The sequence below is a fragment of the Escherichia sp. WS1118 genome (assembly GCF_046487695.1).
GTDB classification, from domain to species: Bacteria; Pseudomonadota; Gammaproteobacteria; order Enterobacterales; family Enterobacteriaceae; genus Escherichia; species Escherichia coli.
In genome coordinates, this window is the sequence record NZ_JBJQIZ010000004.1 from 94,315 (window position 1) to 119,854 (window position 25,540).

At 51.1% G+C, this 25,540-nt stretch carries 25 protein-coding genes; 15 read left to right on the top strand and 10 right to left on the bottom strand.

Annotated elements, in window-relative coordinates:
• The first annotated feature begins 293 nt into the window (after positions 1-293).
• The 8 genes from hinT (at position 294) to ACJHYO_RS08665 (ending at position 6,563) form a co-directional block, all read left to right on the top strand.
• Complete coding sequence (gene hinT, locus ACJHYO_RS08630) at positions 294-653, top strand: purine nucleoside phosphoramidase (RefSeq protein WP_001313744.1); 360 nt, start codon at positions 294-296, stop codon at positions 651-653.
• Positions 654-655: 2 nt separating this feature from the next.
• Positions 656-1,033: a YcfL family protein gene (locus tag ACJHYO_RS08635; protein WP_001225269.1), complete on the top strand. Its 378-nt coding sequence runs from the start codon at positions 656-658 to the stop codon at positions 1,031-1,033.
• 13 nt (positions 1,034-1,046) lie between these two features.
• Positions 1,047-1,688 (top strand): penicillin-binding protein activator LpoB, encoded by a 642-nt coding sequence (gene lpoB / locus ACJHYO_RS08640; protein WP_000164439.1) that lies wholly within the window; start codon positions 1,047-1,049, stop codon positions 1,686-1,688.
• Entirely contained in the window at positions 1,669-2,493 is an 825-nt protein-coding gene (gene thiK / locus ACJHYO_RS08645; protein ID WP_085455311.1) for a thiamine kinase, read from the top strand. The genes lpoB and thiK overlap by 20 nt, the downstream gene beginning before the upstream one ends.
• A 10-nt stretch (positions 2,494-2,503) precedes the next feature.
• Positions 2,504-3,529 carry a beta-N-acetylhexosaminidase gene (gene nagZ, locus ACJHYO_RS08650; RefSeq protein WP_049595141.1) on the top strand — a complete coding sequence of 342 codons (1,026 nt, stop codon included), beginning with the start codon at positions 2,504-2,506 and terminating at the stop codon, positions 3,527-3,529.
• Between the two features lie 22 nt (positions 3,530-3,551).
• Positions 3,552-4,094, top strand: coding sequence for an alpha/beta hydrolase YcfP (gene ycfP / locus ACJHYO_RS08655; RefSeq protein ID WP_000587933.1), 543 nt, complete (start codon positions 3,552-3,554; stop codon positions 4,092-4,094).
• Between the two features lie 398 nt (positions 4,095-4,492).
• Complete coding sequence (gene ndh, locus ACJHYO_RS08660) at positions 4,493-5,797, top strand: NADH-quinone dehydrogenase (RefSeq protein ID WP_001295966.1); 1,305 nt, start codon at positions 4,493-4,495, stop codon at positions 5,795-5,797.
• Positions 5,798-6,023: 226 nt separating this feature from the next.
• Positions 6,024-6,563, top strand: coding sequence for a glycine zipper 2TM domain-containing protein (locus ACJHYO_RS08665; RefSeq protein WP_001043458.1), 540 nt, complete (start codon positions 6,024-6,026; stop codon positions 6,561-6,563).
• Positions 6,564-6,624: 61 nt separating this feature from the next.
• Here the strand turns inward: ACJHYO_RS08665 and comR are convergent, their stop codons facing one another.
• Positions 6,625-7,257 carry a TetR family copper-responsive transcriptional repressor ComR gene (gene comR / locus ACJHYO_RS08670; protein WP_001298465.1) on the bottom strand — a complete coding sequence of 211 codons (633 nt, stop codon included), beginning with the start codon at positions 7,255-7,257 and terminating at the stop codon, positions 6,625-6,627.
• A 240-nt stretch (positions 7,258-7,497) separates the two neighbouring features.
• Here comR and bhsA point away from each other — a divergent pair, with 240 nt between their 5' ends.
• Positions 7,498-7,755 (top strand): multiple stress resistance protein BhsA, encoded by a 258-nt coding sequence (gene bhsA / locus ACJHYO_RS08675; protein WP_000800153.1) that lies wholly within the window; start codon positions 7,498-7,500, stop codon positions 7,753-7,755.
• Between the two features lie 82 nt (positions 7,756-7,837).
• Here the strand turns inward: bhsA and ldtC are convergent, their stop codons facing one another.
• The 3 genes from ldtC to ACJHYO_RS08690 form a co-directional block, all read right to left on the bottom strand.
• On the bottom strand, positions 7,838-8,800 hold the full coding sequence (gene ldtC, locus ACJHYO_RS08680) for a L,D-transpeptidase LdtC (RefSeq protein WP_012578883.1): 963 nt from the start codon (positions 8,798-8,800) through the stop codon (positions 7,838-7,840).
• A gap of 142 nt (positions 8,801-8,942) precedes the next feature.
• Positions 8,943-12,389 carry a transcription-repair coupling factor gene (mfd, locus tag ACJHYO_RS08685; protein WP_001443233.1) on the bottom strand — a complete coding sequence of 1,149 codons (3,447 nt, stop codon included), beginning with the start codon at positions 12,387-12,389 and terminating at the stop codon, positions 8,943-8,945.
• A 127-nt stretch (positions 12,390-12,516) separates the two neighbouring features.
• Entirely contained in the window at positions 12,517-13,590 is a 1,074-nt protein-coding gene (locus tag ACJHYO_RS08690) for an acyltransferase family protein (protein ID WP_000810242.1), read from the bottom strand.
• A 260-nt stretch (positions 13,591-13,850) separates the two neighbouring features.
• Between ACJHYO_RS08690 and lolC the strand changes: the two genes are divergently transcribed.
• Genes lolC through cobB form a run of 5 tightly spaced genes read left to right on the top strand, consistent with a single transcriptional unit; the run spans position 13,851 to position 18,765 of the window.
• Positions 13,851-15,050 carry a lipoprotein-releasing ABC transporter permease subunit LolC gene (gene lolC / locus ACJHYO_RS08695; RefSeq protein ID WP_000284714.1) on the top strand — a complete coding sequence of 400 codons (1,200 nt, stop codon included), beginning with the start codon at positions 13,851-13,853 and terminating at the stop codon, positions 15,048-15,050.
• On the top strand, positions 15,043-15,744 hold the full coding sequence (gene lolD, locus ACJHYO_RS08700; RefSeq protein ID WP_001033695.1) for a lipoprotein-releasing ABC transporter ATP-binding protein LolD: 702 nt from the start codon (positions 15,043-15,045) through the stop codon (positions 15,742-15,744). Before lolC ends, lolD begins: the two co-directional genes overlap by 8 nt.
• Entirely contained in the window at positions 15,744-16,988 is a 1,245-nt protein-coding gene (gene lolE / locus ACJHYO_RS08705) for a lipoprotein-releasing ABC transporter permease subunit LolE (RefSeq protein WP_001251352.1), read from the top strand. Before lolD ends, lolE begins: the two co-directional genes overlap by 1 nt.
• A 28-nt stretch (positions 16,989-17,016) precedes the next feature.
• The gene (nagK, locus tag ACJHYO_RS08710; RefSeq protein ID WP_024705273.1) at positions 17,017-17,928 is read left to right on the top strand and encodes an N-acetylglucosamine kinase; all 912 of its coding nucleotides are present in this window, start codon (positions 17,017-17,019) and stop codon (positions 17,926-17,928) included.
• A gap of 15 nt (positions 17,929-17,943) precedes the next feature.
• A complete protein-coding gene (cobB, locus tag ACJHYO_RS08715) occupies positions 17,944-18,765 on the top strand; it encodes a Sir2 family NAD+-dependent deacetylase (protein WP_000952736.1) in 822 nt (273 codons plus the stop codon).
• 137 nt (positions 18,766-18,902) lie between these two features.
• Here the strand turns inward: cobB and ACJHYO_RS08720 are convergent, their stop codons facing one another.
• Genes ACJHYO_RS08720 through potA form a run of 6 tightly spaced genes read right to left on the bottom strand, consistent with a single transcriptional unit; the run spans position 18,903 to position 24,018 of the window.
• On the bottom strand, positions 18,903-19,691 hold the full coding sequence (locus ACJHYO_RS08720) for a TPM domain-containing protein (RefSeq protein ID WP_053290929.1): 789 nt from the start codon (positions 19,689-19,691) through the stop codon (positions 18,903-18,905).
• A complete protein-coding gene (locus ACJHYO_RS08725; RefSeq protein WP_001313748.1) occupies positions 19,688-20,149 on the bottom strand; it encodes a DUF3592 domain-containing protein in 462 nt (153 codons plus the stop codon). Before ACJHYO_RS08725 ends, ACJHYO_RS08720 begins: the two co-directional genes overlap by 4 nt.
• A 57-nt stretch (positions 20,150-20,206) precedes the next feature.
• Positions 20,207-21,253 (bottom strand): spermidine/putrescine ABC transporter substrate-binding protein PotD, encoded by a 1,047-nt coding sequence (gene potD, locus ACJHYO_RS08730; protein ID WP_000759310.1) that lies wholly within the window; start codon positions 21,251-21,253, stop codon positions 20,207-20,209.
• The gene (gene potC / locus ACJHYO_RS08735; RefSeq protein ID WP_000580316.1) at positions 21,250-22,044 is read right to left on the bottom strand and encodes a spermidine/putrescine ABC transporter permease PotC; all 795 of its coding nucleotides are present in this window, start codon (positions 22,042-22,044) and stop codon (positions 21,250-21,252) included. Before potC ends, potD begins: the two co-directional genes overlap by 4 nt.
• A complete protein-coding gene (gene potB / locus ACJHYO_RS08740) occupies positions 22,041-22,898 on the bottom strand; it encodes a spermidine/putrescine ABC transporter permease PotB (protein WP_000799401.1) in 858 nt (285 codons plus the stop codon). The genes potC and potB overlap by 4 nt, the downstream gene beginning before the upstream one ends.
• Positions 22,882-24,018, bottom strand: coding sequence for a spermidine/putrescine ABC transporter ATP-binding protein PotA (gene potA, locus ACJHYO_RS08745; RefSeq protein WP_024705339.1), 1,137 nt, complete (start codon positions 24,016-24,018; stop codon positions 22,882-22,884). The genes potB and potA overlap by 17 nt, the downstream gene beginning before the upstream one ends.
• A 249-nt stretch (positions 24,019-24,267) precedes the next feature.
• Between potA and pepT the strand changes: the two genes are divergently transcribed.
• On the top strand, positions 24,268-25,494 hold the full coding sequence (gene pepT / locus ACJHYO_RS08750) for a peptidase T (RefSeq protein WP_000359446.1): 1,227 nt from the start codon (positions 24,268-24,270) through the stop codon (positions 25,492-25,494).
• Positions 25,495-25,540 lie beyond the last annotated feature (46 nt).

The window sequence follows — 25,540 nt, forward strand, 5'->3', positions numbered from 1 at the left end:
GAGCAGGGTGATGAGCGGTTATATTTAGTGTGCGAATAATTTTGTATGTAAATGCAAATGAGAAATATACGCATTCATATTTAGTGTGTAAACCAAACAGAGAATGTCTTTTCAGCGCATTCGCAGGCAGAAATGGGAATAATGGCGATATATACGGCAGCAAAACGATTTTTTGCTTAAGAAATCGTGAGTTAAGGTTGAAAGAGCAGGTTTAACTCGACCATACTCTATACTCGCAGTGTGGCGCGGCGTAGCATGGCGCAACGCATGGCTATTTGAAAAAGGAAAATGTCGTGGCAGAAGAAACTATATTCAGCAAAATTATTCGTCGTGAGATCCCCTCCGATATCGTCTACCAGGATGATCTGGTAACGGCGTTTCGCGATATTTCGCCGCAAGCGCCAACGCATATTCTGATCATTCCGAATATCCTCATTCCGACTGTGAACGACGTGTCAGCTGAGCATGAGCAGGCGCTGGGACGCATGATCACCGTAGCGGCAAAAATTGCTGAGCAAGAAGGTATTGCCGAAGATGGCTATCGTCTGATCATGAACACCAACCGCCATGGCGGACAAGAGGTTTACCACATCCATATGCATTTGTTGGGTGGCTGTCCGCTGGGACCAATGCTGGCGCATAAAGGTCTGTAACGATGAGAAAAGGATGCTTTGGGCTGATGTCTCTGGCGTTGTTAGTGCTGGTGGGCTGTCGTTCACATCCGGAAATTCCGGTGAATGATGAGCAATCGCTGGTGATGGAGTCATCTTTATTAGCTGCGGGCATCAGTGCAGAAAAGCCCGTCCTTTCGACATCTGATATTCAACCTTCAGCATCCTCAACGCTTTATAACGAAAGGCAAGAACCCGTTACCGTTCATTATCGTTTTTACTGGTATGACGCCAGAGGGCTGGAGATGCATCCTCTGGAAAGGCCACGCAGCGTTACCATTCCCGCACATTCGGCGGTCACGCTGTACGGCAGCGCCAATTTTCTGGGGGCGCACAAAGTCAGACTTTATCTATATTTGTAAGGGGTGAATCTTGATGACAAAAATGAGTCGCTACGCCTTGATTACCGCGCTGGCGATGTTTCTTGCCGGGTGTGTGGGGCAACGTGAACCTGCACCGGTAGAAGAAGTGAAACCAGCGCCGGAACAACCTGCTGAGCCACAACAGCCTGTCCCCACAGTGCCATCGGTGCCGACGATACCGCAGCAGCCAGGCCCAATTGAGCACGAAGATCAAACTGCACCGCCTGCGCCGCATATTCGCCATTATGACTGGAATGGCGCAATGCAGCCGATGGTCAGTAAGATGCTTGGGGCTGACGGCGTGACTGCGGGTAGCGTCCTGCTGGTTGATAGCGTTAACAACCGTACTAATGGTTCGTTGAATGCCGCAGAAGCGACCGAAACGCTGCGAAATGCGCTGGCTAATAACGGTAAATTTACCCTGGTTTCCGCCCAGCAGCTGTCGATGGCTAAGCAACAATTAGGTTTGTCGCCGCAGGACAGTTTAGGCACCCGTAGTAAAGCCATAGGCATTGCCCGCAATGTTGGCGCTCATTACGTGCTGTACTCCAGCGCCTCTGGCAACGTTAACGCTCCGACCCTACAAATGCAGCTGATGCTGGTGCAGACGGGCGAAATTATCTGGTCAGGTAAAGGTGCCGTTTCGCAGCAATAATCCCCTCACGCGCGACGAATTGCTGTCGCGCTTTTTCCCGCAGTTTCATCCCGTCACGACGTTTAATAGTGGGCTTAGTGGCGGGAGTTTTCTCATTGAACATCAGGGCCAGCGTTTTGTTGTGCGTCAGCCGCACGATCCTGATGCGCCGCAGTCCGCGTTCTTGCGCCAGTATCGGGCTTTATCACAACTACCCGCATGCATTGCACCGAAGCCGCATTTATATCTCCGTGACTGGATGGTGGTCGACTATCTGCCCGGCGAGGTAAAAACGTATTTGCCGGATACCAACGAACTGGCAGGCTTGCTGTATTATCTACATCAACAACCGCGTTTTGGCTGGCGAATAACGCTGTTGCCGTTACTGGAACTGTACTGGCAGCAAAGCGATCCGGCGCGGCGGACAGTGGGTTGGCTGCGAATGTTAAAACGTCTGCGCAAAGCGCGGGAACCACGGCTTTTACGCTTAAGTCCATTGCATATGGATGTCCACGCCGGAAATTTAGTGCATAGCGCGTCAGGGTTAAAACTCATCGACTGGGAGTATGCCGGAGATGGTGATACCGCGCTGGAACTGGCGGCGGTGTGGGTGGAAAATACTGACCAGCATCGGCAATTGGTCAATGACTATGCCACTCGCGCGAAGATTTATCCGGCGCAATTATGGCGTCAGGTCAGGCGATGGTTTCCCTGGCTGCTGATGCTCAAAGCAGGGTGGTTTGAGTACCGCTGGCGACAAACCGGCGATCAACAATTTATCAGGCTGGCCGATGACACCTGGCGGCAGCTATTAATAAAACAATAAGGAGAGCAGTGTGGGTCCAGTAATGTTGGATGTCGAAGGTTACGAACTGGACGCGGAAGAGCGTGAAATACTGGCGCATCCGCTGGTGGGAGGGCTGATTCTCTTTACGCGAAACTATCATGATCCTGCCCAGTTACGTGAACTGGTGCGCCAGATCCGCGCAGCATCGCGCAATCATCTGGTGGTGGCGGTAGATCAGGAAGGTGGACGCGTGCAGCGTTTTCGTGAAGGTTTTACCCGCTTGCCAGCGGCACAATCATTCGCTGCGCTGTTGGGAATGGAAGAAGGCGGAAAACTGGCGCAAGAGGCAGGTTGGTTGATGGCCAGCGAAATTATTGCTATGGATATTGATATCAGCTTTGCGCCAGTGCTGGACGTCGGGCATATCAGCGCGGCGATTGGCGAGCGTTCTTATCATGCCGATCCACAAAAAGCCCTGGCAATTGCCAGCCGGTTTATTGATGGTATGCATGAAGCCGGAATGAAAACTACCGGGAAACACTTCCCAGGTCACGGTGCAGTAACGGCAGACTCACACAAAGAAACACCGTGCGACCCACGTCCGCAAGCGGAGATTCGCGCTAAAGATATGTCGGTCTTCAGTTCCTTAATCCGCGAAAATAAACTCGACGCCATTATGCCTGCGCATGTGATCTACAGTGATGTTGATCCGCGTCCGGCGAGCGGTTCTCCCTACTGGCTGAAAACCGTTTTGCGTCAGGAATTGGGTTTTGACGGCGTGATTTTCTCTGACGATTTATCGATGGAAGGCGCAGCGATTATGGGCAGTTATGCCGAGCGTGGACAGGCATCACTGGATGCAGGTTGCGATATGATCCTGGTCTGCAATAATCGTAAAGGGGCCGTCAGCGTGTTAGATAATCTGTCACCGATCAAGGCAGAACGTGTTACACGTTTGTATCATAAAGGTTCATTTTCGCGACAGGAACTGATGGACTCGGCTCGCTGGAAAGCGATCAGCGCCCGTCTGAATCAGTTACATGAACGCTGGCAGGAAGAGAAGGCAGGTCATTAACCCTGGCTTATGTGAGGAAGCGATGATTATCTATTTGCACGGTTTTGACTCTAACAGTCCGGGTAACCACGAGAAAGTCTTACAATTGCAGTTTATTGACCCGGATGTACGGCTAATAAGCTACAGTACGCGGCATCCGAAACATGATATGCAGCATTTGCTCAAAGAAGTGGACAAAATGTTGCAACTGAACGTCGACGAGCGCCCGCTCATTTGTGGTGTTGGTCTGGGCGGTTATTGGGCTGAGCGGATTGGTTTTCTCTGTGATATCCGCCAGGTGATCTTCAACCCCAATTTGTTCCCTTATGAGAACATGGAAGGGAAGATTGATCGCCCGGAAGAGTATGCCGATATTGCCACTAAGTGTGTGACCAACTTCCGTGAGAAGAATCGCGATCGTTGCCTGGTGATTTTGTCGCGTAATGATGAAGCGCTTAACAGCCAGCGGACATCTGAAGAGTTGCATCATTATTACGAGATTGTCTGGGACGAAGAGCAGACGCACAAATTCAAGAATATCTCCCCGCATTTACAGCGCATTAAAGCGTTCAAAACCCTCGGGTAAATGCCCTCGTCGCATCAGGTAACCTTGCCGGTACCTGATGCGCTCCGGATTCTGTGGGTTGGATAAGGCGTTCCGCCGCATCCGACAGTCGAGCATCAATGCCTGATGCGCCTCTTATCAGGCCTACCGAACGCCCTCCATACACACCTCACTCTATATCATTCTCACAAATCAGCTCAAATAATAAACAACAAACTCTGTTTTTTGATCTCACCCGGTAAAGTTGCCTATCTTTTCAGCAATAAAACTTGATTAACATCAATTTTGGTATGACCAATGCACCATTCATGTTATTCTCAATAGCGAAGAACATTTTCATTGCTGTAACCTGTTGTTAATTAAGAGCTATGTTAATAACCATTAATTAACAATTGGTTAATAAATTTAAGGGGGTCACGTTGACTACGCCATTGAAAAAAATTGTGATTGTCGGCGGCGGTGCTGGTGGGCTGGAAATGGCAACACAGCTGGGGCATAAGCTGGGACGCAAGAAAAAAGCCAAAATTACGCTGGTCGATCGTAACCACAGCCACCTGTGGAAACCGCTGCTGCACGAAGTGGCGACTGGCTCGCTTGATGAAGGCGTCGATGCGTTGAGCTATCTGGCCCATGCGCGCAATCATGGTTTCCAGTTCCAGCTGGGTTCCGTAATTGATATTGATCGTGAAGCGAAAACAATCACTATTGCAGAACTGCGCGACGAGAAAGGTGAACTGCTGGTTCCGGAACGTAAAATCGCCTATGACACCCTGGTAATGGCGCTGGGTAGCACCTCTAACGATTTCAATACACCAGGTGTCAAAGAGAACTGCATTTTCCTCGATAACCCGCACCAGGCGCGTCGCTTCCACCAGGAGATGCTGAATCTGTTCCTGAAATACTCCGCCAACCTGGGCGCGAATGGCAAAGTAAACATTGCGATTGTCGGCGGCGGCGCGACGGGTGTAGAACTCTCCGCTGAATTGCACAACGCGGTCAAGCAACTGCACAGTTACGGTTATAAAGGTCTGACCAACGAAGCCCTGAACGTAACGCTGGTAGAAGCGGGCGAACGTATTTTGCCTGCATTGCCGCCACGTATCTCTGCTGCGGCCCATAGTGAGTTAACGAAACTTGGCGTTCGCGTGCTGACGCAAACCATGGTCACCAGTGCTGATGAAGGCGGCCTGCACACTAAAGATGGCGAATATATTGAGGCTGATCTGATGGTGTGGGCAGCCGGGATCAAAGCGCCAGACTTCCTGAAAGATATCGGTGGTCTTGAAACCAACCGTATCAACCAGCTGGTGGTGGAACCGACGCTGCAAACCACTCGCGATCCAGACATATACGCTATTGGCGACTGCGCGTCATGCCCGCGTCCGGAAGGGGGCTTTGTTCCGCCGCGCGCTCAGGCCGCACATCAGATGGCAACCTGCGCAATGAACAACATTCTGGCGCAGATGAACGGTAAGCCGCTGAAAAATTATCAGTATAAAGATCACGGTTCGCTGGTATCGCTGTCGAACTTTTCCACAGTCGGTAGCCTGATGGGTAACCTGACGCGCGGCTCAATGATGATTGAAGGACGAATTGCGCGCTTTGTATACATCTCGCTGTACCGAATGCACCAGATTGCGCTGCATGGTTACTTTAAAACCGGATTAATGATGCTGGTGGGGAGTATTAACCGCGTTATCCGTCCACGTTTGAAGTTGCATTAATCGGCTTGTACTGGCGGATGCGGCGTAAACGCCTTATCCGCCCTGGACAAATGGTACGAGCGGTAGGCCTGATAAGACGCGTTAAGCGTCGCATCAGGCATTCCTTCAGACTCCTCCGAATCCCTAAGTATTTCCAGCCATTCCCGCGCTTTTCATCTTCTGTCTGATAGCTGCTTTTCTCCTTCGCTTGCATGATTGGCATAACTGCAAAGAAGGAGGTATTCCCGTGAATAAGTCAATGTTGGCGGGTATCGGGATTGGTGTCGCAGCTGCGCTGGGCGTAGCGGCAGTGGCCAGTCTGAACGTGTTTGAACGTGGCCCGCAATACGCTCAGGTTGTTTCTGCAACCCCAATCAAGGAAACGGTTAAAACACCGCGTCAGGAGTGTCGCAACGTTACAGTGACCCATCGTCGACCGGTGCAGGATGAAAATCGCATTACCGGGTCGGTGCTCGGCGCTGTTGCTGGCGGCGTGATTGGGCATCAGTTTGGTGGTGGTCGCGGTAAAGATGTCGCCACTGTTGTGGGGGCGCTGGGGGGTGGATATGCAGGTAACCAGATCCAGGGCTCTCTCCAGGAAAGCGATACTTACACGACTACGCAACAGCGTTGTAAAACGGTGTATGACAAGTCAGAAAAAATGCTCGGTTATGATGTGACCTATAAGATTGGCGATCAGCAGGGCAAAATCCGAATGGACCGCGATCCGGGTACGCAGATCCCGCTAGATAGCAACGGGCAGCTGATTTTGAATAACAAAGCATAACAAGGTTGTACTCTGCAATTTAGCCCCTCATTCGCTCAAGCTGAGGGGCTTTTTTTGCGACTTATTTCAGCAGTTCCGGCCATAAACGCAAAGTCGTTCGGGCAATCTGCATCAGTTTTTCCAGCGATGCACCTTCGCGTGCGCTGATCGACATCCCCTGAATAATACAATTAAGGAATTCTGCCAGATGCGTCACGTCACAGTGGGTCGGGATTTCCCCGCGCGCTTGTCGTTGACATAAAAACTGCTGCAAAGTGCGCTCTTGCATCGCATGGCGTGATTTCAGCGTATTGGCGATATCTCCAGAATCCGGGGAGAGGGTGGTGCAGTTGTTGATCATGAAGCAGCCCGCCGGGGTGTCTTTGCTGGTAAAGCAGTTGGCGATGGCAGCAAAATAGTCAGCCAGCGCAGACTCCACGCTTTTCTCTTCACAAAACAGCTGTGCTTCATGCTTAGCGGCAAAACGATCGATATAGCGGTCGAGTACGGCGCGGAATAACCCCTCTTTGTTGGTAAATTCCGCGTATAGCGTGGGCGCTTTAGCTCCGGTCGCTTCAACGAGGTCCGCAAGAGAAGTCGCTTCATAACCGTGCTGCCAGAACAATTTCATGGCCTTATCAAGCGCGGCATCCCTGTCGAACACTTTTGGGCGGCCACGGCTTTTTTTTACACATTGTGTTGAGTCAGTTGCCATGATGCCGTTGTACCTGGTGACTGTGAATGAAAGGTTATTATAAAAATAATCACCTCCGTTCACCAGTCCAGAAACCATAAAAATAATCGCTTTCTATTTAACTGAAATTTAAAGATTTTTAAATTAATTAATGATTGTTATAAAAAATATCTTGTATGTGATCCAGATCACATCTATCATTTAGTTATCGATCGTTAAGTAATTGCTTGCGACGTCATTCATCTGCATAAGGCCACTATTATGAAAAACGTAAAAACCCTCATCGCTGCGGCGATTTTAAGCTCCATGTCATTTGCCAGCTTTGCGGCTGTCGAAGTTCAGTCAACGCCAGAAGGCCAACAAAAAGTCGGTACTATCAGTGCTAACGCGGGGACAAATCTGGGATCGCTGGAAGAGCAGCTGGCGCAAAAAGCGGATGAGATGGGCGCAAAATCTTTCCGTATTACTTCTGTAACCGGTCCGAATACCCTCCATGGAACAGCAGTAATTTATAAATAAGCATTAACCCTCATTAATGCCTGCTACTGCTTGTTTTTTTCCCCGCGACATGCCGTGTCGCGGGGATTTTTTTATCCGAGCTTTACAGAGTTTGTGGGCTCACTTGATGACGGCGGACATCCACCGGCATCCCGGAACGGACATCCATCACATGTTGCATCACTTCAGCGTCAGTTTGTGCTGCATCTTTAAATGATTGCATTGCGCTATTCAGCGTAATTGGCAGCAGCTGCGGATCGTCATCAATCTTCTCTGACAGCGGCTGATGTACTTCAACCAGACGCGCACCGTTTGGTTCGGCAGAGACTTTAATCGGGGTGTTGATGATATTCACTTTGGTGCCTGGGGTGACCTGGCTAAAGAGTGTTTTGATATCGTCATCCCGCAGACGAATACAGCCAGAACTTACCCGCATGCCAATGCCGAAATCAGCGTTCGTACCGTGAAGCAAATAAACGCCGCCATAGGCCGCCAGACGAATCGCATGATGGCCCATTGGGTTATCCGGTCCAGCCGGAACTACCGCAGGCAACTCAATTCCCTGTGCCTTATACCGCGCGCGAATGTTTGCCGTTGGCGTCCAGGTTGGGTTTGCACGCTTGTCAGAAACGGTGGTCACCATTGTCGGTGTCAGCGTGTCACCACCTAACTGACCAATGCCGATGGGATATACGGTTACCGAATTTTTTCCCGGCGGATAATAATAGAGACGCAGCTCCGCAATGTTGATCACAATGCCTTCGCGCGGCGCGTCTGGAAGTAGGGTTTGCAACGGGATCGTTAACACGCTACCCGCGCGCGGTACGTAAGGATCAACGCCGGGGTTAGCCTGTAACAGAGCGAGAAAGCCGACGTTATATTTTTTGGCGATCGCTTCCAGAGAACCACCGTCATTTTCCACCACATGAAATTTGTTTTCACCAACCAGACGACTGCCCGCTGACGGCAGCGGCCAGGTGTTGGCTTTTGCCGGTAGCGCCAGCGCCACGGCAGCGGCGAACGTAAAAAACGTTAGCCAGCGAGAAAAACGCGTTTTGATCATCACCAAAGTCCATAATAAATATAAGGCTATTGTAATAAAAAGGTAAGTCTGAATTATGGAGGGTGACAGTGTCGGATAATGCAGGGAAGTGCAAAGAATTTGTAAATATTGCAGATGGGGGCGCAGAAACGCCCCCGATTTACCATTAAGCGATCGCGTTCTCTTCCAGTTCACGCATAAACTGGCGTACCCATTCGATACGCGTTTTCCGCTCGCTCAAATCCTGAATAAACTTCAGACGCGTCGGACCATCAAGGCGGTAATGCTGCGGCTGTTTTTGCAGCAAACCAATCAACCAGGCCGGATTAACGTGATTCTTCTCGGCAAATTCGATCACGCCGCCTTTCTCATTACCTTCCAGCTTCCTGATCCCCAGTTTCTGCGCTTGCTGGCGCAGACGGGCAATATCCAGCAGGGTACGCGCCGGATCCGGCAGCAGGCCGAAGCGATCGATAAGCTCGACTTTGATCTCTTCCAGTTCGTTTTCCGTTTTGGCGCTGGCAATACGTTTGTAGAACGACAGACGCGTGTTCACGTCAGGGATGAAATCATCTGGCAATAGCGACGGCATCCGCAGGTCGACTTCTGTTTGCTGGCTGGTGAGATCTTCCAGCGACGGCTCGCGTCCGGCTTTCAGCGCATCGACGGCGTTTTCCAGCAACTCCATATACAGCGAGAAACCGATGGTTTCCATTGAGCCGCTTTGTTCTTCGCCAAGCAGTTCACCTGCGCCGCGGATCTCCAGATCGTGCGTTGCCAGCGCAAAACCTGCACCGAGATCTTCCAGCGAGGCAATCGCTTCAAGACGTTTTTGCGCATCGGTAGTCATCGCTTTTGGATGCGGCGTCAGTAGCCATGCATATGCCTGGTGGTGAGAACGCCCGACGCGACCGCGCAACTGGTGCAACTGTGCCAGACCGAAGTGATCCGCGCGTTCAATGATAATGGTGTTGGCGGTAGGAATGTCGATCCCGGTTTCGATAATGGTGGTACAAACCAGCACGTTGAAACGTTGATGATGGAAATCATTCATCACCCGTTCCAGTTCGCGCTCACGCATTTGCCCGTGACCGATGGCAATCCGCGCTTCAGGTACCAGTTCTGCCAGCCGTTCGGCGGCTTTCTGGATGTTTTCCACATCATTGTAGAGATAATAAACCTGTCCTCCGCGCAAAATTTCACGCAGGATCGCCTCCCGGACCACCAGACTGTCATACTCACGGACAAAGGTTTTAACTGCCAGACGACGGGCGGGCGGCGTGGCGATAATCGACAGATCGCGCATTCCGCTCATTGCCATATTCAGCGTACGTGGGATCGGCGTTGCGGTAAGCGTCAGAATATCCACGTTCGCGCGCATCGCTTTAATGCGCTCTTTATGACGCACCCCGAAGCGGTGTTCTTCATCGACAATCAGCAGGCCTAAATCTTTAAACTTGACGTCACTTTGCAGCAGTTTGTGCGTACCGATCAGAATATCGATTTTCCCTTCCGCCACTTCCGCAAGGATTTGCGTCTGCTCTTTGGCGCTGCGGAAACGGGAGATCATTTCGATACGTACCGGCCAGTTGGCGAAACGGTCGCGGAAGTTGTCGTAATGCTGCTGCGCGAGAAGGGTGGTAGGCACCAGCACCGCCACCTGTTTGTGGTTATCTACCGCCAGGAAAGCGGCGCGCATCGCCACTTCTGTTTTACCAAAGCCAACATCGCCGCACACCAGACGATCCATTGCCAGCGGCTGACACATGTCGCTAAGCACCGCATTAATGGCCTGCGCCTGATCCGGCGTGGTTTCAAACGGGAAGCTGTCGCAGAATAACTGATACTGCTCGCGATCGTGTTTAAACGCGAAGCCCTCTTTGGCGGCGCGTTGCGCGTAGATATCCAGCAATTCCGCCGCCACATCACGCACTTTTTCCGCCGCTTTCTGCCGTGCGCGTGACCAGGCATCGCCACCAAGTTTATGCAGTGGTGCGTTTTCTTCTGCGCCACCCGCGTAACGGCTAATCAGATGCAGTGACGACACCGGAACATACAGTTTGGCGTCGTTGGCATAGGTGAGCATCAAATACTCGCCAGTAATGCCTCCAGCTTCGAGCGTGGTCATTCCGGCATAACGACCGACGCCGTGCTCCAGATGGACCACCGGCTGACCAATATGCAGCTCCGCAAGGTTACGGATCAGTGTATCGGGGTTGATGGCGCGGCGAGAATCCTGACGACGACGGGCAACGCGTTCACCGAGCAGATCGCTTTCGCAAATCAGCGCCAGGTTACGCATCGTATCGACAAAACCATGTTCGGCAGCGCCAATCATCAGATAACGCCCACGGTCGCTGGCTTCATCAAGACGCATAATGCGTTGCGGAGCAATTTTAATTCGCGCGAGCAGTTCACCCAACGCTTCACGGCGGCCTTCACTTTCTACCGAGAACACCACCGGACCGTCGAAAGACTCGAGGAACTTACGCAGCGCATCCAGCGGCGCTTTTTGTTGTGCCTGAATGGCCAGGTCTGGCAGTTTCTGGAAACCTAAATTGGCATTCGCTGCTTTTGTCGGTAAATGTTCAGTTTTTAGCTGCACACGGGGCCAGTTTTTCAGCTCTGAGAAGAGCTCATCCACCCGCAGCCAGAGCGATTGTGGTGGCAACAGTGGGCGCATTGGGTCGACGCCGCGATTCTCAAAACGCGCCAGCGTGTCAGCCTGGAAACGTTCGGCACTGTTTTCCAGATCGCCAGTATTCACCAACAGCGTATTGGCAGGGAAATAACTGAACAGTGGCGGCAGCGGTTCGCTGAAGAATAGCGGCTGCCAGTACTCGATCCCGGCAGGTAATGTGCCTTTACTCACTTGCTGATAAATATGTTCCGGGTCGCGCTTCACTTCGAAGGTATCACGCCACTGGCTGCGGAACAGTTCAATTGCCGCTTTATCGGTAGGAAATTCGTGCGCGGGAAGCAGATTGATCTCTTCTACTTCCTCCAGCGTGCGCTGGCTATCGACGTCAAACACCCGCAGACTGTCGATTTCATCATCAAAGAAATCAAGACGATAAGGCAGCTCACTCCCCATCGGGAAGAGATCCAGCAACGCGCCGCGCGTGGCGTATTCGCCGTGCTCCATCACCTGGTCAACATGGCGATAACCGGCGCTGTCCAGTTGGGTTCGTAATGCATCTCGTGACAGGCGCTGACCTTTTTTCATCACCAGCGCATGACCGTGGAGAAAGCTGTGCGGGCAAACGCGCTGCATAAGCGTATTCACCGGAACAATCAGTACGCCACGCTGCATGGTCGGTAGCTGGTAAAGGGTGGAAAGACGCGAGGAGATAATGTCCTGATGAGGCGAAAAACTGTCGTAAGGGAGGGTTTCCCAGTCCGCCAGATTCATCACCATCTGATCGGTGAACTGGCTGATTTCATCATGCAAACGCAGAGCATTTTGCATATCTGGTGCAATGAGTACCACCGGACCGGCGTGACGTTCGGCAATTTCCGCTACCAGCGTCGCGCAGGCAGCGCCGGTTAACTCGCCCAGCAGACGCTGCTCACCCGCTTTGACGGGCAGCGTATAACGATATTGTTCAGGCATAACGGTTGTCAGATTCTCGTTAGGATATGCCTCAACATATGAGGGCATATCTCTGATAAGCAATGCTGTTCATTATCCGTAATCGGCATGGTTTAGCAAATTGAATCGCCCCGGCTGGGGCGATGGCTTAGCGGGAGTAACTGACGGTAGCGGGCAGAGAAGGCGGGGAGAACAACAGATCGCTGAATGCGCGCTGTGAAAGTTTTCTTACCAGCAAGCCCGCAACAGTACAAATCAACAAACTGACAAAGGGGTAAATCAGCAGGAGCGTCAGTTCGACTTGCGGCGACCAGCGTACCGCGTTCATTTGCGGAATCAGGCTTAAGCTGAATATTTCTACCAGAATGCGATGGGTGGTATAGATAGCAATGGTGTTGGAGCCAATCACATTCAGCAGGCTGGAGGAACGCATACCGAAACGCTGCTCGTACTGATAAAACAGCTTCATGATTACCACAATCGATACCAGCGACAACAGCAGCGAGATATTAAACAACCAGGCACCGACCGCCAGAACGGTCAGCAAAGAAGCCATCAGCAGATGGCGGCGCAACGGTACCGCTTTAACACAGGTCATTAATGTTGCGCCAAACCATGCGCCAAGGCTGTAATAAGGCAAATTGCGGATCACACTGTTCATTCCCCACCACGGTGTGGGTACGAAATTAACAGCCACACTCATCAGTACAAACAGAACAAATAACGGCAGGGCCAGGCGGTTAAAAATTTTACATATCACGAAATAGACAATTAACGCATACAGATACCACAAGCTGGTGCTGGCGGTGATCATCCCGTGCAGGAACTCACCGGTGGAATCGGCATAAGCGGCATTGGAGGCATTGCTTAAATCGCGCTCAGGTGCCAGCCACTGGTTCAGCGCACTTAACGCCAGCCACTGCACCACGCCCCAAAGCGCCAGCACCCAGAAGATGTTCCAGATGCGTTTATCGAGACAATTTCCCCACGGTACGCTGTCGATATAGCGGCGAATCAAATAGCCAGAGATAAAGAAAAAAACCGGCATACGAAAGGGTGCAAGGTAAAGATTGAAATAGATCCAGCATTTGCTCAGGACTTCTGATAACGGATGCTGGAAAGTGGTCAGATGCGGATAAAAGGTAATGACCGAGTGATAAATCACCACCAGACAAATACATAACCCTTTGATCTGGTTAATCCATAGCTCTTTTTGTTTCATCAGGACAACACGCTCTTTTTATTTAACATGCGGTTGATCCTGCGGGGCGAGTCGCGTGGTGTAATGCGTATCTGTCTGTATTTGGTTATTTTTCAGATAAAGATCAGGCCACATGGCCGATGATAAAATGAGGCACTTTAGCCGATTGATTTGCCGGTACTTTTCAGATTAGCCCTGACGATCACTTACAGTTCAGACGTTTACCCATCCTGCTTTCGCTTATATACTCGTGTCTTTGCTACAGCAACCAGACGGATTTCATGTACCAACCTGTCGCTCTATTTATTGGCCTGCGTTACATGCGTGGGCGTGCAGCGGATCGCTTCGGTCGTTTCGTCTCCTGGCTTTCTACCATCGGCATTACCCTCGGGGTGATGGCGCTGGTCACAGTATTGTCAGTGATGAACGGCTTTGAGCGCGAGCTGCAAAACAACATCCTTGGCCTGATGCCACAGGCAATTCTCTCTTCTGAGCATGGCTCTCTTAACCCGCAGCAACTCCCGGAAACGGCCGTCAAACTGGACGGCGTTAATCGCGTCGCACCTATTACTACCGGTGATGTGGTACTGCAAAGCGCGCGCAGCGTGGCGGTCGGGGTGATGCTGGGTATCGACCCGGCGCAAAAAGATCCACTAACGCCGTATCTGGTCAATGTGAAACAAACTGACCTCGAGCCGGGGAAATATAATGTCATCCTCGGTGAACAGCTTGCCTCACAGTTGGGCGTCAATCGCGGTGATCAAATCCGCGTGATGGTGCCATCTGCTAGCCAGTTCACGCCGATGGGGCGTATTCCAAGTCAGCGCCTGTTCAATGTGATTGGCACTTTCGCCGCCAACAGTGAAGTCGATGGCTATGAAATGCTGGTGAATATTGAGGATGCCTCGCGTCTGATGCGTTATCCGGCAGGCAATATTACCGGCTGGCGTTTGTGGCTGGATGAGCCGCTGAAAGTCGACTCATTAAGTCAGCAAAAACTGCCTGAAGGCAGCAAATGGCAGGACTGGCGTGACCGTAAAGGCGAGCTGTTCCAGGCCGTACGCATGGAAAAAAATATGATGGGCTTGCTGCTGAGCCTGATTGTCGCCGTTGCGGCGTTTAACATTATTACCTCGCTGGGACTGATGGTGATGGAGAAGCAGGGCGAAGTCGCGATCCTGCAAACGCAAGGCTTAACTCCGCGACAAATCATGATGGTCTTTATGGTGCAAGGGGCCAGCGCTGGGATTATCGGTGCGATCCTCGGAGCGGCGCTTGGCGCACTGCTTGCCAGCCAGTTAAATAATCTGATGCCGATAATCGGCGTCCTGCTTGATGGCGCGGCGCTGCCGGTCGCTATCGAACCTTTACAGGTCATTGTTATTGCGCTGGTGGCGATGGCTATCGCGCTGCTGTCTACGCTTTACCCTTCATGGCGCGCTGCCGCCACTCAACCCGCTGAGGCTTTACGTTATGAATAAGATCCTGTTGCAATGCGACAACCTGTGCAAACGCTATCAGGAAGGCAGTGTGCAAACCGATGTACTGCACAATGTCAGTTTCAGCGTCGGCGAAGGTGAAATGATGGCGATCGTCGGTAGCTCTGGTTCCGGTAAAAGTACCTTGCTGCACCTGCTGGGCGGGCTGGATACACCAACCTCCGGCGATGTGATCTTTAACGGTCAACCGATGAGCAAACTGTCTTCGGCGGCGAAAGCAGAACTGCGCAACCAGAAGCTGGGCTTTATTTATCAGTTTCACCACCTGCTGCCGGATTTTACTGCCCTGGAAAACGTGGCTATGCCACTGCTGATTGGCAAGAAAAAGCCCGCTGAAATCAACAGCCGTGCGCTGGAGATGTTAAAAGCGGTAGGGCTGGAGCATCGTGCGAATCACCGCCCATCTGAACTTTCTGGCGGCGAACGCCAGCGTGTGGCGATTGCCCGTGCGCTGGTCAATAACCCGCGTCTGGTACTGGCGGATGAACCTACCGGTAACCTCGATGCGCGTAACGCCGACAGCATCTTCCAGTTGCTTGGGGAATTGAATCGCTTGCAGGGCACCGCCTTCCTGGTGGTTACTCACGACCTGCAACTGGCGAAACGTATGAGCCGCCAACTGGAGATGCGTGATGGTCGTCTGACGGCGGAACTGAGCCTGATGGGGGCGGAGTAATGGCGATGCCTTTATCGTTATTAATTGGCCTGCGTTTTAGTCGCGGACGGCGGCGCGGCGGCATGGTGTCGCTGATCTCCGTCATTTCTACCATCGGCATTGCCCTCGGCGTGGCGGTATTGATCGTCGGCTTAAGCGCGATGAACGGCTTTGAACGCGAACTGAATAACCGCATTCTGGCGGTGGTGCCGCATGGTGAAATCGAAGCGGTGGATCAGCCGTGGACTAACTGGCAGGAAGCACTGGATAAAGTGCAGAAAGTGCCGGGTATTGCCGCCGCTGCGCCGTATATCAATTTCACCGGGCTGGTGGAAAGTGGAGCGAATCTGCGCGCAATCCAGGTGAAGGGCGTTAACCCGCAACAGGAACAGCGTCTGAGCGCATTACCCTCGTTTGTTCAGGGGGATGCCTGGCGCAATTTTAAAGCGGGCGAACAGCAAATTATCATCGGCAAAGGCGTGGCGGATGCGCTGAAAGTGAAGCAGGGCGATTGGGTGTCGATTATGATCCCCAACTCGAATCCTGAGCATAAACTGATGCAGCCAAAACGTGTGCGTTTGCACGTTGCCGGTATTTTGCAGTTGAGTGGTCAACTCGATCACAGTTTTGCCATGATCCCACTGGCGGATGCCCAACAATATCTTGATATGGGTTCCAGCGTGTCAGGTATTGCCCTTAAAATGACGGATGTTTTCAACGCCAATAAGCTGGTACGCGATGCGGGTGAAGTGACCAACAGCTATGTTTATATTAAAAGCTGGATTGGTACTTACGGCTATATGTATCGCGATATTCAGATGATCCGCGCCATTATGTATCTGGCGATGGTACTGGTGATTGGCGTGGCCTGTTTCAACATCGTCTCCACCTTAGTGATGGCGGTGAAAGACAAGAGTGGCGATATCGCAGTATTAAGAACGCTGGGGGCGAAAGATGGTTTAATTCGCGCCATCTTTGTCTGGTATGGATTGCTGGCAGGGCTGTTCGGCAGCCTGTGTGGTGTGATTATCGGCGTAGTGGTTTCACTGCAACTTACCCCGATTATTGAGTGGATCGAAAAGCTGATCGGTCATCAGTTCCTCTCCAGCGATATCTATTTTATTGACTTCCTGCCATCGGAATTGCACTGGCTGGACGTCTTCTACGTACTGGTCACAGCATTGTTGCTGAGTCTTTTGGCAAGTTGGTATCCGGCGCGGCGCGCCAGTAATATTGACCCTGCGCGAGTCCTTAGCGGCCAGTAAAGGCAGTACATTAAAACAAGGAGCGGCAATGTATTACGGGTTTGATATTGGTGGAACAAAAATTGCGCTAGGCGTGTTTGATAGCGGTCGGCAGTTGCAGTGGGAAAAGCGGGTGCCGACACCGCGTGACAGCTATGACGCATTTTTAGATGCAGTGTGCGAGCTGGTAGCCGAAGCTGACCGGCGTTTTGGCTGTAAAGGTTCTGTCGGCATCGGTATTCCGGGAATGCCGGAAACAGAAGATGGTACGCTGTATGCCGCCAATGTCCCTGCTGCCAGCGGTAAACCGCTGCGTGCCGACCTGAGCGCACGTCTTGATCGCGATGTCCGCCTTGATAACGATGCCAACTGTTTTGCCCTTTCTGAAGCATGGGATGATGAATTTACTCAATATCCACTGGTGATGGGGTTGATTCTCGGCACCGGCGTTGGCGGCGGGCTGATTTTCAACGGTAAACCAATTACCGGTAAAAGCTATATTACCGGCGAATTTGGCCATATGCGTCTGCCGGTTGATGCGTTAACCATGATGGGGCTGGATTTCCCGTTACGCCGCTGCGGCTGTGGTCAGCATGGCTGCATTGAAAATTATCTGTCTGGTCGCGGTTTTGCGTGGCTGTATCAACACTATTATCATCAACCGTTGCAGGCTCCTGAGATCATTGCGCTTTATGATCAAGACGATGAGCAGGCAAGGGCGCACGTTGAGCGTTATCTGGATTTATTAGCGGTTTGTCTGGGAAATATCCTGACCATTGTTGACCCTGACCTGGTCGTCATTGGTGGAGGCTTATCGAATTTCCCGGCAATCACAACGCAACTGGCGTACAGGCTGCCTCGTCATCTCTTACCTGTAGCTCGTGTTCCGCGCATTGAACGCGCGCGCCACGGTGATGCGGGAGGAATGCGTGGTGCGGCTTTCCTACATCTAACCGATTAAACAACAGAGGTTGCTATGCTGTCGCGTCGGGGTCATCGGTTAAGTCGTTTTCGTAAAAATAAACGCCGCCTGCGCGAGCGTTTGCGTCAGCGTATTTTTTTCAGAGATAAAGTGGTGCCGGAAGCAATGGAAAAACCAAGAGTACTCGTACTGACAGGGGCAGGGATTTCTGCGGAATCAGGTATTCGTACCTTTCGCGCCGCAGATGGCCTGTGGGAAGAACATCGGGTTGAAGATGTGGCAACGCCGGAAGGTTTCGATCGCGATCCTGAACTGGTGCAAGCGTTTTATAACGCCCGTCGCCGACAGCTGCAGCAGCCAGAAATTCAGCCTAACGCCGCGCATCTTGCGCTGGCTAAACTGCAAGACGCCCTCGGCGATCGCTTTTTGCTGGTGACGCAGAATATCGACAACCTTCATGAGCGTGCCGGTAACACCAATGTTATTCATATGCATGGGGAACTGCTGAAAGTTCGTTGTTCACAAAGTGGTCAGGTTCTCGACTGGACCGGAGACGTTACCCCAGAAGATAAATGCCATTGCTGCCAGTTCCCGGCACCATTGCGACCGCACGTAGTGTGGTTTGGCGAAATGCCACTCGGCATGGATGAAATTTATATGGCGTTGTCGATGGCCGATATTTTCATTGCCATTGGTACTTCGGGGCATGTTTATCCAGCGGCTGGGTTTGTTCACGAAGCGAAACTGCATGGCGCGCACACCGTGGAACTGAATCTTGAACCAAGTCAGGTCGGTAATGAATTTGCCGAGAAATATTACGGCCCGGCAAGCCAGGTGGTGCCAGAATTTGTTGAAAAGTTGCTGAAGGGCTTATAAAGCAGGAAGCATTGCCTGATGCGCTACGCTTATCAGGCCTACAAGGGGACGCAATTAATTGAATTTGCGGGTTTTGTGGGCCAGATAAGGCGTTCGCGCCGCATCCGGCATAATAGACGCACACTTTACTGCCTCTTTTACCGTTTACTCGTCAATAACAACGCGGCAATAAACGTACAGACACCAATCAGCCCTGCCCAGAGTGGCGATATTCTGGTAATCGCAAAGCTGTTATCGATATACAAACATAAAGCCTGATAACCCATATTGGCAACAGCCATCGCCACTGCAAATTTTAACGCATAATAAAGGCGCGTTGTGTAGTTAAAAAATGCAGCAAAGACGATGAATGCAACTGCCCAGGCAAAAAGGCCTAATGTCGTGGTACTGCCGGGTGGATCATTTTCATGCTGTTGTCCGGGATGCGGATAATATGTCAGTGGTGGCGTCGGTTGTTTTAATATCTGTGCTTGTAAAACAGCCAATGCATTATTGACACCCTGATACCAGAGATCCGCATGTAAATAAGCCAGCGTGTGATTTTCTACCAGAAGGCCGAGATGTTTATCGTCCATACTGCTTTCGACCTGGCCGTTGGTTATCATAATTAACCGTGGCTCGCGGGTAGTAAAGAGTAACAGAACACTTCCTTTTACATTACTCATTGAAGATGCCGCATGCGCCAGCATCGCTTTGCCATTTTGCCTGAGACTGGCTTCATTATTAATGTCGGGTAAAACCACAATAAACGGTACAACTCCGGTTTGTTGGCGAAAAAGTTCGGCTTTATGCGCGATCTCTTCAGCATCTGGTACAGTACCGGTAACATCCGTAAAAAGTGTCTTCATTATTGGAATTAAGGGCTTACTGATTGCCGTCAGAGGCAGGAACATCAGTAAACTGAGCAGTATCATGATTTTTTTCATGGGCGGGACTTCCGTTTCCTGCGTGTCTTTTTAGAGGAGGGCATACTGATTAATAAACCGACGGCGATAAAAATAACGCCCATAATGCCGATAAACCCCCATTTAAAAAAATTAACCCACGGGTTATTTATCTCAGCCTTTTCAGGATGTCCTGGAGAATAATAAACATTAACTTTATCGCCTTCGCTGTCTTCATAAAAATCGCTGCCAATACTCGAATTGAAAATTAGCGTGTAATCTGGCGTCGGACGAAAGGCAACGACGGGATACCACGAACCATTTTTACCCGTGCGATGAGAATGACTGGAGTGCCAGACGGTATCAACAATGACGCCTTCAGTATGAATCGCGTCTTTGCTATAGGTGAACTGGTTATAAAAGATAACAACAGAAATGAGGATCAGTACCAGACCGATACCGAAGAATATACGAAAGAAAACTTTACTGTCCTGACTCATTAGCCACATCCTTGCTAAATAAAAAACGGGCGGTAATACCACCGCCCGCTTGCTGAATTAACGTCCTGCTTTCAGCTTCTGATAATACTCTTCATAAATGCTGCTGGCGGAGCCTACGTCATTCTGCCATTCACCATTTTTAATGGTTTCAGCATCCGGGTAGAGCGTTTTGTCGTTCGCCACTTCAGGACTTAACAGCTTACGCGCCGCAAGGTTTGGCGTTGGATAACCGATAGTTTCAGCAACCTGTTTTGCCACATCGGGGCGCAGCAGGAAGTTGATCAATTTCAGCGCACCTTCTTTGTTTTTGGCATTTGCCGGGATCGCCAGGCTGTCCATCCAGAAAATGCCGCCTTCTTTCGGCCACACCACGTCAATTGGCGTACCCGCCTGCCGTGCAACGAAAGCAGAACCGTTCCAGATCATGCCGAGGTTAACTTCGCCTTCCATGTACGGGTTAGCCGGGTTATCGGAGTTAAACGCTGCGACGTTTGGCATCAGTTTTTTCAGCTCGTTATATGCAGCTTCAATCTCTTTCGGATCGGTAGTGTTACCGGAGTAGCCCAGTTTGCGCAGCGCCATCTGGAACACTTCACGGGCATCGTCGGTCAGCAGCAGGCTGCCTTTGTACTCAGGTTTCCACAGATCGGCCCAGCTGGTGACAGATTTCGGATCCACCGCATCACCGTTAACGCCAATCGCCGTCGCCCCCCAGATATACGGAATGGAGTAGTCGTTATTCGGGTCAAACGGCTTGTTGAGCATGTCTGGATCGAGGTTGCTGAAATTGCTTAACTTCGACTTGTCGATCTTCTGGATCATCCCTTCTTTACGCATTTTATCGACGTAATAGGTTGAAGGAACCACCAGGTCATAGGCACCGTCTTTGTACGTTTTCAGCTTCGCGTACATGGTTTCGTTCGACTCGTAAGTCGAATAGATAACCTTAATACCGGTTTCTTTGGTGAACTGTTCAAGCAGTCCTGGCGGCACGTACTCGGTCCAGTTGTAGAAATACAGCGTGTTGTTGTCATCGGCGTGAGCGGCGCTCATGCCCAGTGCCAGAGCACCCGCCGCGAGCAGGTGGCGTGACCATTTTTTCATTTAACGTCCCCTGTGTTACCTTTCGTTTTATCACGAGCAATAAGCTGGCTGGCAATTACCATCACCAGCGACAGCACCAGTAATATGGTTGCCAGCGCGTTAACTTCCGGCGATACGCCGACTTTGACCATCGAGTAAATTTTTAACGGCAGAATTTCATAACTCGGCCCGGTGACGAACGAAGAAACCACCACATCGTCCATCGACAGGGTAAAGCTTAACACCCAGCCCGCCGCCACCGCTGGCATTGCCAGTGGCAGAATGATTTTTCGCAGAATGGTAAATTCGCTGGCACCGAGATCTTTCGCCGCTTCCAGCATTCGCACGTCAAAACCTTTCAGGCGCGAATACACTGTCACCACCACAAATGGCAGGCAGAAGGTGATATGCGAGAACAGCAGCGACCAGAAGCCAAGCTGAATACCCAGCAGCATAAACAGCACCAGCAGCGAAATCGCCATTACGATATCTGGTGACATCATCACCACAAACAGCATTCCGCTAACGAACGGTTTACCGCGAAAGCGATAACGGTACAGCGCAACTGCCGTCAGTGAACCGATAAGCGTAGCAAACGTCGCCGAAAACACCGCCATCGTCAGTGAATGCTGAGCTGCCTGCAACAGACTGTCGTTGTTCATCAGCAGGCTATACCATTTGGTGGTAAAACCCTGCCAGTTGATGCCAAAGCGCGAGCTGTTGAAAGAGTTCACAATCAAAATAATGATTGGGATATACAGGTACGCGTAGATAGCGGTCATAAAACCGCCGCGAAGCAGTCGACCGATCATTCGAGTTCCACCTTTTTGTTCAGCAGACGAGAAGCGCGCCAGTAAACCAGCAACATCAGGCCCATTACGATAGTCAGCGTAATGCTGGTGGCAGCACCAAACGGCCAGTCACGAATATTGAGGAACTGGACCTTGATGACGTTACCAATCAGTAGGTTTTTCGCACCGCCCATCAGGTCAGACACATAGAACAGGCCCATCGCTGGCAGCATCACCAGCAGACATCCGGCAATAATCCCCGGCATCGTCAGTGGGATAATGATGCGGATAAAGGTCTGCAACTTGCTGGCACCGAGATCGCGCGCCGCCTCCAGCAACGGCTTATCCAGTTTTTCGATACTGGAGTACAGCGGCATCACCATAAACGGCAGCAGAATGTAAACCAGACCGATTATCACCGCACTGGGCGTGAACATGATGCGAATTGGTGTATCGATAACGCCCAGCCAGAGCAAAAACTCGTTGAGATAGCCTTTGGTGCTGAGGAAAATTTTCAGCCCGTAGATACGAATCAATGAGTTGGTCCAGAACGGAACAATCAGCAGAAACAGCAGTAGCGGACGCACCTTGTGTGGCAGCTTCGCCAGAAACCAGGCAAAAGGATAGCCCAGCACCAGGCAGGCGAGGGTGGCGATCAGCGCCATATTCAGCGAGTGCAATAGCACTTCAAAATAGAGCGGATCGAGCAGACGCGTGTAGTTATCCAGCGTAAAGACCATTTTGACGAAACTGGCGTCGTCGCGGGTCAAAAAGCTGGTGCCAATGATCATCAGGTTGGGCAGAAAGACAAACAACACAAGCCAACCGACAATAGTGACAATCACTACATTCTGGAACTTACTTGTGTTCTTCATCAGCCAGTACGACCTCCCAGCTTTCTACCCAATTAATGGCCATTTTTTGGTCGAGAGAGTGGTCAAAGTCAGGGTCGTCTTCATTGAAGAATTCGCTGACCATCACCATCTTGCCATTTTCCAGCTCAACAACCGACTCCAGCGTCATGCCTTTGTAGTTACGCTCGCGAACGTAACCAATCAGCCCTTCAGCGTGGTTGTCGTCGTTAATCTCTTCAACACGTAAGTCTTCCGGGCGCAGCAGAACATGCAGTTTTTGCCCCGGTTCAACGCCGAAGTTAACGTAGATATTACACTCGCGGCCTTCAACGTTGGCGCGTACGCGCTGCTCGTCGAGACGTTCGATGACCGTGGCATTAAACATATTGATTTCACCGATAAACCCTGCAACAAACAGGTTTTTCGGCTCTTCGTAGATTTCACGCGGCGTGCCGTCTTGCTCAATGCGACCATCGCGCATCACCACGATCCTGTCCGACATGGTAAGTGCTTCTTCCTGGTCGTGAGTTACGAACACGAATGTAATGCCAAGCTTACGCTGTAACGCTTTCAGCTCGTTCTGCATTTGCTTGCGCAGTTTGTAATCCAGCGCTGAGAGCGACTCATCCAGCAACAACAGACGAGGCTTGTTAACCACCGCGCGAGCAATGGCGACGCGTTGCTGTTGACCACCAGAGAGCTGATGCGGTTTGCGTTGAGCGAAGGTTTCCAGCTGCACCATCCGCAGGGCTTCCATCACGCGGGGCGTAATTTCAGCAGCGGGGGTTTTTTGCATGCGCAACCCAAAGGCCACATTTTCGAACACGGTCATGTGGGGGAAAAGTGCGTAGCTTTGGAAAACAGTGTTCACATAGCGGTTTTCCGCCGGAACGTGGGTGATGTCCTCGTTATCCAGCATGATGCGTCCGGAATCAACAGTTTCCAGACCTGCAATCAGGCGAAGAACGGTTGTTTTACCGCAGCCAGAAGGGCCAAGCAGCGTGAGGAACTCGCCATTGTTGATAGTCAGATCCAGCTGGGGAATGACCTCTTTACCATCAAAGCATTTGCGAATTCCCGCCAATTGCACCAGCGGTGAAAGCGAATTCGGTTGTTTATTCAATTTTTTACTCTGTCCCATGTAAACGCAACGGATGGCTTACCGATGCGGGGTTTGTGGTTAACCACCTTGGTGACTCTTAATGAGGGCGGTAATTCTACGGCAAACCGCTTGAATCGCCAATCTTTGTTGTGAATTACTGGCTTAGCTTTATATTCATTAAGGTAATGCTGATAAATATTCCCGCTTGCAGGGCTAAAAGTGACCTGACGCAATATTTGTCTTTTCTTGCTTCTTAATAATGTTGTCACAAAAAGTGAGGGTGACTACATGGATAAACTACTTGAGCGATTTTTGAACTACGTGTCTCTGGATACCCAATCAAAGGCAGGGGTGAGACAGGTTCCCAGCACGGAAGGCCAATGGAAGTTATTGCATCTGCTGAAAGAGCAGCTCGAAGAGATGGGGCTTATCAATGTGACCTTAAGTGAGAAGGGCACTTTGATGGCGACGTTACCGGCTAACGTCCCTGGCGATATCCCGGCGATTGGCTTTATTTCTCATGTGGATACCTCACCGGATTGCAGCGGCAAAAATGTGAATCCGCAAATTGTTGAAAACTATCGCGGTGGCGATATTGCGCTGGGTATCGGCGATGAAGTTTTATCACCGGTTATGTTCCCGGTGCTGCATCAGCTACTGGGTCAGACGCTGATTACCACCGATGGTAAAACCTTGTTAGGTGCCGATGACAAAGCAGGTATTGCAGAAATCATGACCGCGCTGGCGGTATTGCAACAAAAAAACATTCCGCATGGTGATATTCGCGTCGCCTTTACCCCGGATGAAGAAGTGGGCAAAGGGGCGAAGCATTTTGATGTTGACGCCTTCGATGCCCGCTGGGCTTACACCGTTGATGGTGGTGGCGTCGGCGAACTGGAGTTTGAAAACTTCAACGCCGCGTCGGTCAATATCAAAATTGTCGGTAACAATGTTCACCCGGGCACGGCGAAAGGAGTGATGGTAAATGCGCTGTCGCTGGCGGCACGTATTCATGCGGAAGTCCCGGCGGATGAAAGCCCGGAAATGACAGAAGGCTATGAAGGTTTCTATCACCTGGCGAGCATGAAAGGCACCGTTGAACGGGCCGATATGCACTACATCATCCGTGATTTCGACCGTAAACAGTTTGAAGCGCGTAAACGTAAAATGATGGAGATCGCCAAAAAAGTGGGCAAAGGGTTACATCCTGATTGCTACATTGAACTGGTGATTGAAGACAGTTACTACAATATGCGCGAGAAAGTGGTTGAGCATCCGCATATTCTCGATATCGCCCAGCAGGCGATGCGTGACTGCGATATTGAACCGGAACTGAAACCGATCCGCGGCGGTACCGACGGCGCGCAGTTGTCGTTTATGGGATTACCGTGCCCGAACCTGTTCACTGGCGGTTACAACTATCATGGTAAGCATGAGTTTGTGACTCTGGAAGGTATGGAAAAAGCGGTGCAGGTGATCGTCCGTATTGCCGAGTTGACGGCGCAACGGAAGTAAGCGAAAAGGGATGCGGCATGTGATGCCGCATCCGGCTTAAATCCAA

Bases quoted from the DNA above. Each gene is read 5' to 3' on its own strand.
- lolD (WP_001033695.1), top strand. From the start codon at position 15,043: ATGAATAAGATCCTGTTGCAATGCGACAACCTGTGCAAACGCTATCAG.
- nagK (WP_024705273.1), top strand. From the start codon at position 17,017: ATGTATTACGGGTTTGATATTGGTGGAACAAAAATTGCGCTAGGCGTG.
- pepT (WP_000359446.1), top strand. From the start codon at position 24,268: ATGGATAAACTACTTGAGCGATTTTTGAACTACGTGTCTCTGGATACC.
- ACJHYO_RS08690 (WP_000810242.1), bottom strand. From the start codon at position 13,590: ATGAAACAAAAAGAGCTATGGATTAACCAGATCAAAGGGTTATGTATT.
- ACJHYO_RS08725 (WP_001313748.1), bottom strand. From the start codon at position 20,149: ATGAGTCAGGACAGTAAAGTTTTCTTTCGTATATTCTTCGGTATCGGT.
- lolE (WP_001251352.1), top strand. From the start codon at position 15,744: ATGGCGATGCCTTTATCGTTATTAATTGGCCTGCGTTTTAGTCGCGGA.
- cobB (WP_000952736.1), top strand. From the start codon at position 17,944: ATGCTGTCGCGTCGGGGTCATCGGTTAAGTCGTTTTCGTAAAAATAAA.
- comR (WP_001298465.1), bottom strand. From the start codon at position 7,257: ATGGCAACTGACTCAACACAATGTGTAAAAAAAAGCCGTGGCCGCCCA.
- ACJHYO_RS08635 (WP_001225269.1), top strand. From the start codon at position 656: ATGAGAAAAGGATGCTTTGGGCTGATGTCTCTGGCGTTGTTAGTGCTG.
- bhsA (WP_000800153.1), top strand. From the start codon at position 7,498: ATGAAAAACGTAAAAACCCTCATCGCTGCGGCGATTTTAAGCTCCATG.
- potC (WP_000580316.1), bottom strand. From the start codon at position 22,044: ATGATCGGTCGACTGCTTCGCGGCGGTTTTATGACCGCTATCTACGCG.
- ycfP (WP_000587933.1), top strand. From the start codon at position 3,552: ATGATTATCTATTTGCACGGTTTTGACTCTAACAGTCCGGGTAACCAC.
- lolC (WP_000284714.1), top strand. From the start codon at position 13,851: ATGTACCAACCTGTCGCTCTATTTATTGGCCTGCGTTACATGCGTGGG.
- potB (WP_000799401.1), bottom strand. From the start codon at position 22,898: ATGAAGAACACAAGTAAGTTCCAGAATGTAGTGATTGTCACTATTGTC.
- lpoB (WP_000164439.1), top strand. From the start codon at position 1,047: ATGACAAAAATGAGTCGCTACGCCTTGATTACCGCGCTGGCGATGTTT.
- potA (WP_024705339.1), bottom strand. From the start codon at position 24,018: ATGGGACAGAGTAAAAAATTGAATAAACAACCGAATTCGCTTTCACCG.
- mfd (WP_001443233.1), bottom strand. From the start codon at position 12,389: ATGCCTGAACAATATCGTTATACGCTGCCCGTCAAAGCGGGTGAGCAG.
- potD (WP_000759310.1), bottom strand. From the start codon at position 21,253: ATGAAAAAATGGTCACGCCACCTGCTCGCGGCGGGTGCTCTGGCACTG.
- ACJHYO_RS08720 (WP_053290929.1), bottom strand. From the start codon at position 19,691: ATGAAAAAAATCATGATACTGCTCAGTTTACTGATGTTCCTGCCTCTG.